Genomic DNA, 14,437 nt, shown 5'->3' on the forward strand with positions numbered 1-14,437 from the left:
TCGTGACCCCGGCCACGCCCGGCGCCCACCCCCGTGGACGCGGGCTCCCGTACGCCTCCGCGCGGCCTACGATCCACCCATGCTGCTGCGCCGCCCCGCCCGAGCCGCCCGGGTCTCCCTCGTCACCGTCCCGCTGCTCGTCGCCGCGCTGGCCTGCGCACCGGTCGAGGAGACCGCCGAGGACACCAGCGGGGACGCCGCGGCCCCGGCCGCCGACGAGTGCACGCCCGACCAGCTCGAGACGCAGACGGCCGGGACGCTGACGGTCGGCACCGACTCGCCGGCCTTCGAGCCGTGGTTCGTCGACAACGACCCGACCAACGGCGAGGGCTACGAGTCGGCGGTGGCCTACGCGGTCGCCGAGGAGCTCGGCTTCGCCGAGGACGAGGTGGAGTGGGTGAAGGTGGGGTTCAACTCCTCCTACGCCTCGGGCCCGAAGACCTTCGACTTCGACATCAACCAGATCTCGATCACCCCGGCCCGCGAGGAGGCCGTCGACTTCTCCGACGGCTACTACCAGGCCTCCCAGGCCGTGGTCGCGCTGGAGGGCAGCGCCGGCGCCGAGGCGGCGTCGCTCGACGACCTCACCGACCTGCGCCTGGGCGCCCAGACCGGCACCACCTCGCTGACCGCGATCCGCGACATCATCCAGCCCGCGACCGAGCCGCTGGTCTTCGACGACACCAACGCCGCCAAGCAGGCGCTGCAGAACGACCAGGTCGACGCGATCCTGGCCGACCTGCCCACCGCCTTCTACATCTCCGCGGTCGAGATCCCCGGCTCCACCATCGTCGGGCAGTTCCAGCCCGAGACCGGTGAGCAGGAGGAGTTCGGGATGCTCTTCGAGCAGGGCTCCTCGCTCGTGCCGTGCGTCGACCAGGCCCTGGCCACCCTGACCGAGGACGGCACCCTCGCCGACCTCGAGCAGCAGTGGCTCTCGGACTCGGTCTCGGTGCCGACCCTGCCGTGACGGACCTGCAGGCCCCCTGGGCGCCGAGCGGGCGCGAGCTCGAGCGACGCGAGGTCCGGCGCCGTCGCCGCCGGAGGTCGGTGCTCGTCGCGACGGCCGCGACGGTGCTGGTCGTCGGTGGCCTCGTCCTCGGCGTCGTCAGCTCCCCGGGCTGGCCCACGGTGCAGGAGACCTTCCTCGACCCGTTCCACGCCCGCGAGTCCTTCCCGGCGATCCTCGACGGGTTCTGGCTCAACGTCACGATGTTCCTCATCGCCGAGCCGCTGATCCTCGCGCTCGGCCTCGGGCTGGCCCTCGCGCGGCAGTCCCGGTCGCCGCTGCTGGTGCCGTTGCGCGCGATCGCCGTGGCCTGGACCGACGTCTTCCGTGGCATCCCGACGCTGGTGCTGGTCTTCCTCCTCGTCTTCGGGATGCCCTCGCTGGGCCTGCAGGGCGTCCCCACCTCGATCTTCTTCTGGGCCACCGTCGCGCTGGTCGTCTCCTACAGCGCCTACGTCGCCGAGGTCTTCCGCTCCGGCATCGAGTCGGTGCACCCCTCGCAGCTGGCCAGCGCCGACGCGCTCGGCCTGTCCCGGGGCCAGGCGATGCGCTTCGTGGTGGTGCCGCAGGCCGTCCGCCGGGTCGTGCCCCCGCTGCTCAACGACTTCGTCTCGCTGCAGAAGGACACCGCGCTGGTGGCCTCGGTGTCGCTGTTCGACGCGCTCTTCAGCGCCCGCGACTACGCCAACTTCAACTTCAACTACACGCCGTACGTCGTGGTCGCCGTCTTCTTCGTCGTCCTCACGGTCCCGCTGGCCCGCCTCACCGACGCCCTCGGTCGCCGCTACGCCGAGCGCGAGCGGGCGGGCGCACGATGACCGGGGGGACGGCCGGCCCGCTGCTGGAGGTCCAGGCGCTGCGCAAGACGTACGGCGCCAGGCTCGTGCTCGACGACGTCGACCTGAGCGTCGGCGCGGGCGACGTGGTCTGCCTGATCGGGTCGTCGGGGTCGGGGAAGTCGACGCTGCTGCGCTGCGTGAACCTCCTCGAGGACATCGACGACGGCCGGATCCTGCTCGAGGGCCGCGAGATCTCCGACCCGCTGGTCGACCAGCGCGAGGTCCGCTCGCGGATGGGCACCGTGTTCCAGGCCTACAACCTCTTCCCGCACCTGACCGTGCTCGACAACTGCACCCTCGCGCCGCGCCGGGTGCACGGCGTGGCCCGCCGCGAGGCCGAGACCCGGGCCCGGGCCCTGCTGGAGGAGTTCGGCCTCGCCGAACACGCCGGCCAGCACCCCGACCGGCTCTCCGGCGGCCAGCAGCAGCGGGCCGCGCTCGTCCGGGCCCTCTGCACCGAGCCGAGCCTGCTGCTCCTCGACGAGATCACCGCCGCGCTCGACCCCGAGCTGGTCGGCGAGGTGCTCGCGATCGTGCGCCGCCTGGCCGAGCAGGGCACCACGATGGTGCTGGCCACCCACGAGATGTCCTTCGCCCGCGAGGTCGCCACCACGGTCTGCTTCCTGCACGAGGGCCGGATCCTCGAGCAGGGACCGCCCGAGCAGATCCTCACCGCGCCGCGCGAGGAGCGTACGAGGCAGTTCCTGCGCCGGGTCCTGCCGGGCTGAGCGTCATCCCGGCCCGGGGCTGGACGGGCAGGTTTCGAACATGTCGGCCTTTGCAAAGGCCGACATGTTCAGAAGTCCCCGGCCGACCGGGGACTTCGCGGCGCCCAAGACCGTGACACCGCCGGTGTCAGCGACCGTGCCAGGATGCGGGGCATGGCGGACCAGGAGCAGCAGGAGCAGCAGCCGTACGCGCTGGGGCGCGGCACCGGACCGCTGCGCGGGGTGAAGGTGGTGGAGGTCGCCGGGATCGGACCCGGTCCCCACGCCGCGATGATCCTCGCGGACCTCGGCGCCGACGTGATCCGCGTCGAGCGGCCGGGCGGCTCGTTCCTGGTCGGCGGGCCCGACGACCTGCTCAACCGCGGCCGGCCGAGCGTGGCCCTCGACCTCAAGCAGCCCGAGGCGGTGGCGACCGTGCTCGACCTCGTGGAGGGTGCCGACGTCCTGCTGGAGGGCATGCGTCCCGGGGTGACCGAGCGGCTCGGGCTGGGACCCGCCGACTGCCACGCCCGCAACCCGCGCCTGGTCTACGGCCGGATGACCGGCTGGGGCCAGGACGGCCCCCTGGCCGCCGCCGCCGGGCACGACCTCAACTACGTCGCGCTGTCCGGCGCGCTCTTCGGCCTCGGCCAGGACCCCGCCCGCCCGCACTTCCCGACCAACCTCGTCGGCGACTTCGGCGGCGGGTCGACCTACCTCGTGATCGGCGTCCTCGCCGCGCTGCTGGAGGCGCGTCTGTCCGGGCAGGGCCAGGTCGTCGACGCCGCGATCGTCGACGGCACCGCCCACGTCAACACCATGACGGCGGCCTTCGTCGGCGCCGGCACCTTCCGCGAGGAGCGCGCGGTCAACCTGCTCGACGGCGGCGCGCCGTACTACGACCTCTACGCGACCTCCGACGGCGAGCACATGAGCGTCGGGGCGCTCGAGCCGCAGTTCTTCGCCGCCTTCCTCGACCTGCTCGGCATCGCCGACGTCAGCCCCGGGCAGGCCGACCTCGACCGGTACGACGAGATGCGCGACCTGATCACCGCCCGTTTCGCCTCCCGCACCCGCGCGGAGTGGACCGAGGTCTTCGAGGGCACCGACGCCTGCGTCGCCCCCGTGCTGCGGATCAGCGAGGCCCAGCAGCACCCGCACCTGGCCGCCCGCGGCACCTACGTCGAGCACCACGGCCGGGTGCAGCCGGCGCCCGCACCGCGCTTCTCGCGCACCGCCGCGACCCTGTCCACGCCGCCGCCGGCCCGCCCCGGCACCCAGACCCGCGAGGCGCTCGCGGCCTGGGGCGTCACGGACGTCGACGGCCTGCTGGAGCGCGGCGTCGCGGTGCAGGCCGACTGACCCGTGCGCCCCTTCCTCTTCCTCGGCACCCGCGCCGAGGACCTCGCCGCCGACGGGGAGTACGACGCGGTGCTGCGCTTCACCGGTCTGGCCGAGCGCGACCTGCGCCGCGTCCGGCTCGAGCGCGACGAGCTGCCCCCGCTGGAGCTCGACGACTGGTCGGGCATCGTGCTGGGCGGCGGGCCGTACAACGTCAGCGACCCCGACGAGCTGAAGTCGCCCGCCCAGCACCGGGCCGAGGCACGGCTGGCCGACCTCGCCGAGCAGGTGGTCGAGGCGGACTTCCCCTTCCTGGGCGCCTGCTACGGCATCGGCACCCTCGGGCGGCTGCGCGGCGGTGCCGTCGACCGGACCTTCGGCGAGCCGATCGGCGCGGTCACCGTCACCCTCACCGACGCGGGTCTCGCCGACCCGCTGACCGCCGACCTGCCGGGGTCCTTCGACGTCTTCCTCGGCCACAAGGAGGCCGTCTCGGCCCTGCCGGGCGGGGCCGTGCTGCTCGCCACCGCACCGAGCTGCCCGGTCCAGGCGTTCCGGATCGGCACCCGCGTCTACGCCACCCAGTTCCACCCCGAGCTGGACGTGGACGCCCTCTGCACCCGGATCGAGGTCTACCGCCACCACGGCTACTTCGAGCCGGCTGCGGCCGAGGCCGTCAAGGCGGCGGCCCGCACCGCGACCGTCACCGAGCCGACCCGGCTGCTGGCCCGTTTCGTCGAGCTCTTCGCCCGGCGCTGAGTCCCCTCCATCCGGGGGAGTGCGGCGCTGGGGTGGCGTGGTTCAGTGAAGACATCGAGCGCGGCACCGGCCGCGCCCCCCGAAGGAGGCGACGAGCATGGCGATCGGCGACAAGGCTGAGAACAAGGGCGAGAACCTCGGCGGCAAGATCAAGGAGGGCACCGGCAAGGCGACCGGCAACGAGCGCCTCGAGGCCGAGGGCAAGGGCGACCAGGCCTCCGCCAACCTCAAGGACGGCGTCGAGAAGATCAAGGACGCCGCGAAGAACATCGTCGGCGGGGACAAGAACAAGCACTGACGCAGCACCGCCGGAGCGAGGGGCGGGCACGGTCCGCCCCCCGCACGGACCATCACCCCTCCTCTCCGTACAGTCGGGGACGAGGGGTGATGTGTGTGCAGGCCTGGTTGCAGCGAGCGCTGTGGGACGTCGTCCCGCGCGACCACCGGCAGTCCCAGCGGGACCTGAGGCGGCGCCAGCTGATCACGGCGGGGTTCGTTCTGGCCGGTGCCGTGGTGCTGGGCTTCCTGCTCCGCCTGGAGCCCGGGAGCACGGCGTTCTACGTCACGTCACTGGTCGTCGCGGCCGTGTGGTTCGTCGGCGCGTTCGCCTCCGGCCCGCTCCACCTCGGGCGGATCCCGATCGGCACCGACCTGTCCGGGCCCACCAAGCGCCCGATCACCGCGCCGCTGGCGCTCGGCGCCGGGCTGGCGGTGTTCTTCGTCGCCGGGGGCCTCGTGGTCGCCCAGATCCCGTGGCTCTCCGACCAGGTCGCCAAGGTGATCTCGTACGCCGACGCCGGGTCGCTGCCGCTGCTCGTGGCGATCACCGCGATCAACGGCATCGCCGAGGAGCTGTTCTTCCGCGGCGCGCTCTACGCCGCGATCACCAAGTACCCGATCCTGTGGTCCACGCTGGCCTACGTCATCGCCACCGCGGCGACCGGCAACATCATGCTGGCCTTCGCCGCGATCCTGCTCGGCCTCGTCGTCGGGCTCCAGCGCCGGGCCTCCGGCGGCATCCTGGCGCCGATCATCACCCACTGCGTGTGGTCGATCAGCATGCTGGTGACGCTGCCGTACATCTTCGGCACCGCCTGAGCCTGCCCAGGGGGGCGTCGGGTCAGGCGGGCCTGGACTCCGCGATGGCGCGACGCACGGCCTCCTGGTAGGCCACCGGCTCACCGGGGACGATCTCCCGGATCCGCTGCTCGGTGACGACGACCTCGGTGGCCATGGAGTCGATCAGGTTCTTGCCGGTGGTGGCGTCGACGTCGGTCACGAAGCCGATCCAGTGCGACGACAGCTTCGGCGTCAGCACCGGCACCGTGACCACGAACGGCCGACGGCCGTTCATCACCTCGGCCGCCTGCTGGAGCATCTCGAGGTAGCTGAGGACCTCGGGGCCGCCGATGTCGAAGGTCTGCCCGAACGCGGCCTCGCAGTCGACCACGCCGGCGAGGTAGCGCACGACGTCCTCGATGGAGATCGGCTGCGTCTTGGTCTTCGCCCACTTCGGCACCACCATCGCGGGCAGGTGCTTGACCAGCTGGCGGGTGATCTCCCACGAGATCCCCCCGGCGCCGACCACGATCGCCGCCCGCAGCACGGTGACCGGGACGCCGGCCTCGCCCAGCAGGGTCTCGACCTCGCGGCGCGAGCGCAGGTGGGCCGAGAGCTCGCCGTCCTCGTCCCCGAGGCCGCCGAGGTAGACGATCTGGCGCACGCCCGCCTCCCGCGCGGCGCGGCCGAAGGAGCGGGCGGCCTCGGCGTCCTTGCGCTCGAAGTCGTTGTCGTCGAGGGAGTGGACCAGGTAGACGGCCACGTCCACGCCGGCCATCGCGGCCTCGAGGCTGGGCACGTCGGCGACGTCGCCGTAGACCGCCTCGCCGGGGCCGGTGTAGCCGCCGGGGCGGCGCGTCATCGCGCGCACCGTGCGGCCCTGCTCCACCAGCGCCGGGACGAGGCGCGTACCGACGAAGCCGGTCGCGCCGGTGACCAGGACCGAGACGGAGTCAGACATGGGCCCAACATAGGTGCCGGACCCGGCCCGCTGCCTCGCCCCGGCGGGTCAGCGGAGCGTCAGGGCTCGGGTACGGGCGGCTCGCGCCGCGCCGACCGCTCGGCGCGCTCGGCGATCCCGGCGCGCTTGGTCTCGTCCATCCCGAGCTCGTAGGCGTGCACGAGGCCGTTGATCGACAGCGGCTTGAGCCGCTCCACGACGTCCTGGATCGTCTCGGGGGTCGCCCCGGACTCCTGGTAGACCGGCCAGACCCGCGTGCGGAACACGTCGTACAGCTCGCGGGCCACGGCGCGCCCGTGCTCGGCGTAGACCTCGGCAGCCGCGCGCGCGGCCTCCAGGGGGAAGCCGACGTCGAGCAGCCCGAGGCCGATCGAGAGCTGCGAGACCGCGACCTCGTAGTGGTTCGGCGGACCGGTGGGACCGACGGGCCGGACGATGCCGAGGGCCCCCAGGGTGTCGACGTCGGTCTCCTCGAGCGGACGCCCCGCGCGGCTCTCGAGGTCGCCGCGCGACATCGTCACCGGCAGGTCGGCCTGCCACGGCGCGAGCATCGCCCGGCGCAGAGCGATGTCCTCGGGGCTGGCGTCGTCCGGGATGCCCCCGACGTACCGCTCGATCGCGGCCAGCGTGAAGCCGTGGCTCTGCAGCTCCTGGACCAGCTCGAGCCTGGCCAGGTGGTCGCGGCCGTAGAAGCCCGACCGGCCCCGGCGCACGGGCGGCGGCACGAGGCCGCGCGAGGTGTAGAAGCGCACGTTGCGCACGCTCATCCCGACCCGGGCGGTGAGCTCCTCGAGGGTCAGCAGGTCCTCGTCCACCCGCCCCACCTCCCTCCGGGCCGGCCACGGCGCCGGGCCGCTGGTGACCCATGCCACAGGATCTGCTTGACCACGATGACAGTGATGGTGTCACAATCGGCGTACGCGGTCGTCGGGGACCCGGCCCGCGGCGCACTCGACACCTGGGACGGTCATGGCAGAAGCATTCGTGTACGACCACATCCGCACGCCGCGCGGCAAGGGCAAGGCCGTCGGCAGCCTCCACGAGGTCAAGCCGGTCGACCTCGCGGTCGGCCTCCTGCAGGAGGTGCAGCGCCGCAACCCGGGCCTCGACCCGGCCCGCGTCGACGACGTCGTGCTCGGCGTGGTCTCCCCGCTGGGCGACCAGGGCGGCGACGTCGCGAAGACCGCGGCGCTGGCCGCCGGCTACCCCGACACCGTCGCGGGCGTGCAGCTGAACCGCTTCTGCGCCTCCGGGCTCGAGGCCGTGAACCAGGCCGCGCAGCGCGTGCGCAGCGGCTTCGAGGACCTGATCCTCGCCGGCGGCGTCGAGTCGATGAGCCGGGTGCCGATGGGCTCCGACGGCGGCGCCTGGGCGATGGACCCGGCCACCGCGCTGACCACCGGCTTCGTGCCGCAGGGGATCGGCGCCGACCTGATCGCCACCCTCGGCGGCTGGACCCGCGACGACGTCGACGCCTACGCCGCCGAGTCGCACCACCGCGCCGCGAAGGCGTGGGCCAACGGCTACTTCGCCGGCTCCGTGGTCCCGGTCAAGGACCGCAACGGCATCACCGTGCTCGAGCACGACGAGATGGTCCGCCCCGACACCAGCCCCGAGAGCCTGGCCGGCCTCAAGCCGTCCTTCGCCGGGATCGGCAAGGACGCGGGCTTCGACGACGTCGCCCTGGAGAAGTACCACTGGGTCGAGAAGATCGACCACGTCCACCACGCCGGCAACTCCTCGGGCATCGTCGACGGCTCCGCCATCGTGGCCATCGGCTCCGAGCAGGTCGGCAGCGACCTCGGGCTGACCCCCCGGGCGCGGATCATCTCGGCGGCCGTCTCCGGCGCCGACCCCACGATCATGCTCACCGGCCCGGCGCCGGCCGCCCGCAAGGCGCTGGCCAAGGCCGGCCTCGAGGTCGGTGACATCGACCTGTTCGAGATCAACGAGGCGTTCGCCGCGGTGGCGATGCGCTTCATGCAGGACCTCGACATCTCCCACGAGATCACCAACGTCAACGGCGGCGCGATCGCCATGGGCCACCCGCTGGGCGCCACCGGCGCGATGATCCTCGGCACCCTGGTCGACGAGCTCGAGCGCCGCGACCTGCGCCGCGGCCTCGCCACGCTGTGCGTCGGCGGCGGCATGGGCATCGCGACCATCGTCGAGCGCGTCTGACCGCGGCCCGCCGCCGCCCGCACCCCGCCCCGCAGACCCCGAAGGACTCCCCGTGAGCACCAGCACCACCGAGCAGACCCGCACCGCCGTGCGCTACGAGCGCGACGCGGACGGGATCGTCACCCTAACCCTCGACGACCCCGACCAGTCCGCCAACACGATGAACGACCTCTACCGCGACTCCATGGCCGCGGCCGTGGCCCGGCTGCACGACGAGCTGGCCGCCGACGGCGACAGCATCACCGGCGTGGTCGTGGCCAGCGCGAAGAAGACCTTCTTCGCCGGCGGCGACCTCAAGCAGATGGTCACCACCACCCGTGACGACGCGCCCCAGGTCTTCGCCATGGCCGAGGACGTCAAGGCCTCCCTGCGCCGCCTGGAGACCTTCCCGCGCCCGGTCGTCGCCGCGATCAACGGCGCCGCGCTCGGCGGGGGGCTCGAGATCGCCCTGGCCTGCAACCACCGGATCGCCCTGGACCACCCCGCGACCCAGCTCGGCCTGCCCGAGGCGACGCTCGGGCTGCTGCCCGGCGGCGGTGGCGTGACGCGCGTGGTGCGGATGCTCGGTCTGCAGACCGGCCTGATGGAGGTCCTCCTCCAGGGCGCCCGCTTCAAGCCGGCCCAGGCGCTGGAGAAGGGCCTGGTCGACGAGCTGGTCGCCACCCGGGAGGAGCTGCTGCCGGCGGCGCGGGCATGGATCGCCGCCCACCCGGACCAGGCCGCGAACCCCTGGGACGTCAAGGGCTACAAGATGCCCGGCGGCACCCCGCGCACCCCGGCGCTCGCGCAGTTCCTGCCGGCCTTCCCGGCCCTGCTGCGCCAGCAGACCAAGGGCGCGGTCTACCCCGCCCAGCGCGCGATCCTCTCGGCCGCGGTCGAGGGAGCGCAGGTCGACTTCGACACCGCCTCGCGGATCGAGTCCCGCTACCTGACCTCCCTGATCACCGGTCAGAACTCCAAGAACATGATCCAGGCGTTCTTCTTCGACCTCCAGGCCATCAACTCCGGGTCGCTCCGTCCGCAGGGCATCGCGCCGTGGCGCCCGACCAAGGTCGGGGTGCTCGGCGCCGGGATGATGGGCGCCGGGATCGCCTACTCCTGCGCCCGCGCCGGGCTCGAGGTCGTGCTCAAGGACGTGGCCCAGGCCAACGCCGACAAGGGCAAGGCCTACTCCGAGGGCCTGCTCGACAAGGCGATCGCCAAGGGCCGCTCGACGGAGGAGAAGAAGGCCGAGCTGCTCGGCCGGATCACCGCCACCGAGGACCCCGCCGACCTGGCCGGCTGCGACCTGGTCATCGAGGCCGTCTTCGAGGACCCCTCGCTCAAGGCGAAGGTCTTCGCCGAGGTCGCCCCGCACGTCGACGCCGACGCGCTGCTGTGCTCCAACACCTCGACCCTGCCGATCACCGGCCTGGCCGAGGGCGTCGACCGCCCGGCCGACTTCATCGGGCTGCACTTCTTCTCCCCGGTCGACAAGATGCCGCTGGTCGAGATCATCCGCGGCGAGAAGACCACCGACGACGCCCTGGCCAAGGCCTACGACGTCGTGCAGCTGATCAAGAAGACCCCGATCGTGGTCAACGACAGCCGCGGCTTCTACACCTCCCGCGTGATCGGCACGATGGTCACCGAGGGCCTGGCGATGCTCGCCGAGGGCGTGCACCCGCGCAGCCTCGAGCGTGCGGCGACGCAGGCCGGCTACCCCGTCGGCACGCTCCAGCTCTCCGACGAGCTCAACATGGAGCTGATGGCCAAGATCGAGAAGGCCACCCGCGACGCCCACGAGGCCGAGGGGCGCGAGGTCGTGGAGCACCCCGGCCAGGCCGTGGTGCGCCGGATGATCGAGCTCGGGCGTCCCTCGCGGCTCAAGGGCGCCGGCTTCTTCGACTACGCCGACGGCCGTCGTACGGGCCTGTGGCCGGGGCTGGCGCAGGAGTTCCCGGTGGCCGAGCAGCAGATCCCGCTGGTCGACGTGCAGCAGCGGATGCTGTTCGCCGAGGCGCTCGAGACCGCGAAGTGCTTCGAGGAGGGCGTGGTCACCTCGGCGGCCGCGGCCAACATCGGCTCGATCATGGGGATCGGCTTCCCGCCGGCGACCGGGGGCGCCGCGCAGTACATGACCGGCTACCAGGACCCGGCCGACGACACCGCCGAGATCGGGCTGGCCGCGTTCGTGCGTCGGGCCGACGAGCTGGCCGAGGCGTACGGCGAGCGCTTCCGCCCCACGCCGTGGCTGCGCGAGCTGGCGGCCTCGGGCGGCTCGTTCCCGGTCTGAGCGGGCAGGGACCCCGGGCGGGAGCGCAGGACGTCCCGTCCGGGGGGCCGCACACAGAAGATCCTGCGTGATCACGGCCGGGACCCTTGACTTCGTCAACCCCCGGACGGAGGCTGCGAGCAGTCGTGTTCACGACCGGACGCTCGGGGTCCGGCGCGCGGCCGGTCCCCAGGGAGATCCACGTGTCCAAGCCCCACCCCGGAGGCGCCGCACGCCGGCGCACGCTCGGCGCCCTCTCCGCGGGGGTGCTCGCGGCCGGCCTGGTCGCGACGCTGTCGCCCGGCCAGGCCGCCCAGGCCGCCGACGAGGCCGGCGGGCTGCGCGAGCTCGGACCGGGCGCCGCCGACCTGCGGTCGACGGCGACCTTCGAGGACGGCCGCTACATCGTGCTGCTCACCCAGCCGAGCATCGCGGCCTACGACGGCGGCACCCAGGGGCTCGCGCCGACCAGGGCCGTGCCCGGGGAGTCGCTGCGCACCACGACGTCGGCGTTCGGCGACTACCGCTCCTTCCTGGCGCGCCAGCAGCGCAGCACCGCCGCCGCGGTCGGGGCCAAGGTGGTCCGCAGCTACACCGTGGCCACCAACGGCTTCGCCAGCGAGCTCACCGCCGAGCAGGCCGCCGAGCTGTCGGCCGACAAGGCCGTCTACGCCGTCGTGCCCGTCGAGGCCCGGTCGATCGACGCCCGGGACAACACGGCCTCGTTCCTCGGCATGTACGGCAAGGGCGGCGTGTGGAAGCAGCACGGCGGCTCCCAGGCCGACGCCGGCTCGGGCATCGTGGTCGGTGACCTCGACACCGGCATCTGGCCCGAGAACCCCTCCTTCTCCGGCGACCCCCTCAGCTCGGCCCCGACCGGGGAGTGGGGGGCCACCGTCGACCCGCTCGGCAACACCACCATGCGCAAGTCCGACGGCGGCACCTTCCGCGGTGCGTGCGAGACCGGCGAGGAGTTCACCGTCGCCGACTGCTCCACCAAGCTCATCGGCGCCCGGGCGTACCCCGACAGCTTCGTGTCGACGGTCCCGGAGGACGAGTACTCCCCGGCGGAGTTCCTCTCCCCGCGCGACGGCGGCGGCCACGGCAGCCACACCGCGAGCACCGCGGCGGGCAACGTCGTCAAGGACGTCACCGTCGACGGGATCGACTTCGGCGAGGTGACCGGCATGGTCCCGGGCGCCTCCATCGCCTCCTACAAGGTCTGCTGGGAGGACACCGACCCCGACACCGGCGGCTGCTACACCGACGCCATCCTCTCCGCGATCGACGACGCCGTGCGTGACGGCGTCGACGTCATCAACTTCTCCATCTCCGGCGCCCTGGACACGGTCGTCGACCCCGTCGAGATCGCCTTCGCCGGCGCCGCGGACGCGAGCGTCTTCGTCGCCGCCTCCGCCGGCAACAGCGGCCCGACCGCCTCGACCGTGGCCCACAACAGCCCGTGGCTGACCACCGTGGCCTCCTCGACGTACCGCAACTTCGAGGGCACCGTCGAGCTCGGTGACGGCAGCACCTACCTCGGCGCGATGGTCGACCGTGAGGGCCTGCCCGAGCAGACCCCGCTGGTCGACGCCGCCGACTCCGCCGCCGCGGGCGCCGACCCGGGCGACGCCGCCCTCTGCGGGCCGGACACCCTGGACGACGCCGCGGTCGACGGCTCGGTCGTGCTCTGCCTGCGCGGGACCTACGACCGCGTGGCCAAGTCCGCCGAGGTCGAGCGGGCCGGTGGCGTCGCGATGGTCCTGGTCAACCCGGGCGCCGGCAGCCTCGACGCCGACCTGCACACGGTGCCCACGGTGCACCTGCCCGACACCGCCCTGGACGACGTCTCGGCCTACCTCGACTCCACCGACGCCCCGACCGCGGCGCTGCTGCCGGGCAACGAGTCCGAGGAGGCCAGCGCGCCGCTCCCGGCCGTCTCGGGCTTCTCCTCCCGCGGCCCGGCCCTGGCCAACGACAGCGACATCCTCAAGCCCGACATCACCGCGCCCGGGCAGAGCGTGCTCGCGGCCGTCGCCCCGCCGTCCAACAGCGACCGTGACTTCGACCTCTACTCCGGCACGTCGATGGCCGCCCCGCACATCGCCGGCCTCGGCGCCCTGCTGATGGCCGAGAACCCGACCTGGACCCCCCAGATGGTGCAGTCGGCGATGATGACCACCGCGACCAGCACGCGTACCGCGACGGACAAGGCCTCGCGCGACGCCTTCGCCCAGGGCGCCGGCCAGGTCACGCCGGCCGACATGTTCTCCCCCGGGCTCTTCGTCACCTCGACGCCCAAGCAGTGGTACGGCCTGATCACCGAGCAGGGCTACGACACCGGCGTCGAGAGCCGCAGCGCCCGGACGGTCAACCTGCCCTCGATGGCCGACCACGCCGTGGTCGGCTCGACCACCTTCACGCGCAGGGTCACCAGCCAGGTGGCCGGCACGTGGAAGGTCCGCGGCAAGGTCCCGGGCTTCGACGTCCGGGCGGTCACGCCCACGGTCACCGCCGCGCGGGCCGGGGTGAAGCGGAAGGTGACGATCGAGTTCACCGCGAAGCCCGGCACCACGCTGGAGACGTGGCGCAAGGGATACGTCACCCTGACCGGTCCCACCCGGGTCCGGATGCCGGTCGCGCTGCGACCGACCGCCCTCTCGGCGCCGGACGTGGTCACGGGCACCGGGACCACCGGGTCCACCGACGTCACCATCACCAGCGGCAGCACCGGCGAGATCGACCTGACCGCGGTGGGCCTGACCCCGGCGCAGTCGGTCGAGAACGCGGTGCCCCAGGGGTCCGCCCAGGGCTACTGCGTCCCGGTCACGGCCGGCAGCGAGCTGCTGCGGGTTGACCTCGACACGGCCGACGACACCGCGGACCTCGACCTCTACGCCATCCCCACCGACGCGGAGTGCACCGCGGCCACGGGCCCCGAGGTGGCCGCGGCCACCGGGTCGGCCGACGAGACGCTGAGCATCGAGGAGCCCACGGCGGCGGCCTACGTCCTGCAGGTCGACGGCTACGCCGCCGGCGACGCGGGTTCACCGATCGACTACCGCCTGGACGCCTACGACCTGGGTGCCGCGACGAGCGAGGGAGACTTCACCGTCGACCCCGACCCGCTGCCGGTCACCCAGGGCGAGGAGTCGACCTACACGGCGTCCTGGACCGACCTGGCCACGGACGGCCGCTACCTCGGCCTGGTCCGCTACGGCGACACCGGCCTGTCCACCGCGGTGGAGGTCTCCACGCTCGGCGAGGAGTGACCGGGCGTCAGACCTGGCCAAACCGCTCCGCGTGAGGCGGGCGGCGGGCGAGGAT

The 14,437-nt window shown here is 73.1% G+C and carries 12 protein-coding genes; 10 read left to right on the forward strand and 2 right to left on the reverse strand.

The window, feature by feature from the left end; all coding sequences use genetic code 11:
• Positions 1-79 precede the first annotated feature (79 nt).
• From GV155_RS00710 to GV155_RS00740, 7 genes are all read left to right on the forward strand, one after another.
• Entirely contained in the window at positions 80-970 is an 891-nt protein-coding gene (locus GV155_RS00710; protein WP_160004347.1) for an ABC transporter substrate-binding protein, read from the forward strand.
• Entirely contained in the window at positions 967-1,827 is an 861-nt protein-coding gene (locus tag GV155_RS00715; RefSeq protein ID WP_160004349.1) for an amino acid ABC transporter permease, read from the forward strand. Before GV155_RS00710 ends, GV155_RS00715 begins: the two co-directional genes overlap by 4 nt.
• Positions 1,824-2,576, forward strand: coding sequence for an amino acid ABC transporter ATP-binding protein (locus GV155_RS00720; protein WP_160004351.1), 753 nt, complete (start codon positions 1,824-1,826; stop codon positions 2,574-2,576). Before GV155_RS00715 ends, GV155_RS00720 begins: the two co-directional genes overlap by 4 nt.
• 153 nt (positions 2,577-2,729) lie before the next feature.
• The gene (locus GV155_RS00725) at positions 2,730-3,917 is read left to right on the forward strand and encodes a CaiB/BaiF CoA transferase family protein (protein ID WP_160004353.1); all 1,188 of its coding nucleotides are present in this window, start codon (positions 2,730-2,732) and stop codon (positions 3,915-3,917) included.
• 3 nt (positions 3,918-3,920) lie between these two features.
• Entirely contained in the window at positions 3,921-4,655 is a 735-nt protein-coding gene (locus GV155_RS00730) for a glutamine amidotransferase (RefSeq protein ID WP_160004355.1), read from the forward strand.
• A 97-nt stretch (positions 4,656-4,752) separates the two neighbouring features.
• Complete coding sequence (locus tag GV155_RS00735) at positions 4,753-4,953, forward strand: CsbD family protein (RefSeq protein ID WP_160004357.1); 201 nt, start codon at positions 4,753-4,755, stop codon at positions 4,951-4,953.
• Positions 4,954-5,042: 89 nt separating this feature from the next.
• Positions 5,043-5,753 carry a CPBP family intramembrane glutamic endopeptidase gene (locus GV155_RS00740; RefSeq protein ID WP_160004359.1) on the forward strand — a complete coding sequence of 237 codons (711 nt, stop codon included), beginning with the start codon at positions 5,043-5,045 and terminating at the stop codon, positions 5,751-5,753.
• A 22-nt stretch (positions 5,754-5,775) separates the two neighbouring features.
• Here GV155_RS00740 and GV155_RS00745 read toward each other — a convergent pair whose 3' ends face one another.
• Together GV155_RS00745 and GV155_RS00750 are read right to left on the reverse strand one after the other, a co-directional pair.
• The gene (locus GV155_RS00745; RefSeq protein WP_160004361.1) at positions 5,776-6,675 is read right to left on the reverse strand and encodes an NAD(P)H-binding protein; all 900 of its coding nucleotides are present in this window, start codon (positions 6,673-6,675) and stop codon (positions 5,776-5,778) included.
• Between the two features lie 59 nt (positions 6,676-6,734).
• Entirely contained in the window at positions 6,735-7,490 is a 756-nt protein-coding gene (locus tag GV155_RS00750) for a MerR family transcriptional regulator (protein ID WP_236553780.1), read from the reverse strand.
• A 154-nt stretch (positions 7,491-7,644) separates the two neighbouring features.
• On the opposite strand from GV155_RS00750, the gene GV155_RS00755 reads away from it, so the two are divergent.
• The 3 genes from GV155_RS00755 (at position 7,645) to GV155_RS00765 (ending at position 14,382) form a co-directional block, all read left to right on the forward strand.
• Positions 7,645-8,856: an acetyl-CoA C-acetyltransferase gene (locus GV155_RS00755; RefSeq protein ID WP_160004363.1), complete on the forward strand. Its 1,212-nt coding sequence runs from the start codon at positions 7,645-7,647 to the stop codon at positions 8,854-8,856.
• A gap of 52 nt (positions 8,857-8,908) precedes the next feature.
• Positions 8,909-11,131 carry a 3-hydroxyacyl-CoA dehydrogenase NAD-binding domain-containing protein gene (locus GV155_RS00760; protein WP_160004365.1) on the forward strand — a complete coding sequence of 741 codons (2,223 nt, stop codon included), beginning with the start codon at positions 8,909-8,911 and terminating at the stop codon, positions 11,129-11,131.
• Between the two features lie 182 nt (positions 11,132-11,313).
• The gene (locus GV155_RS00765) at positions 11,314-14,382 is read left to right on the forward strand and encodes a S8 family serine peptidase (protein WP_160004367.1); all 3,069 of its coding nucleotides are present in this window, start codon (positions 11,314-11,316) and stop codon (positions 14,380-14,382) included.
• Positions 14,383-14,437 lie beyond the last annotated feature (55 nt).

The sequence above is a fragment of the Nocardioides sp. AX2bis genome, assembly GCF_902506435.1.
Taxonomy (GTDB): Bacteria; Actinomycetota; Actinomycetes; order Propionibacteriales; family Nocardioidaceae; genus Nocardioides.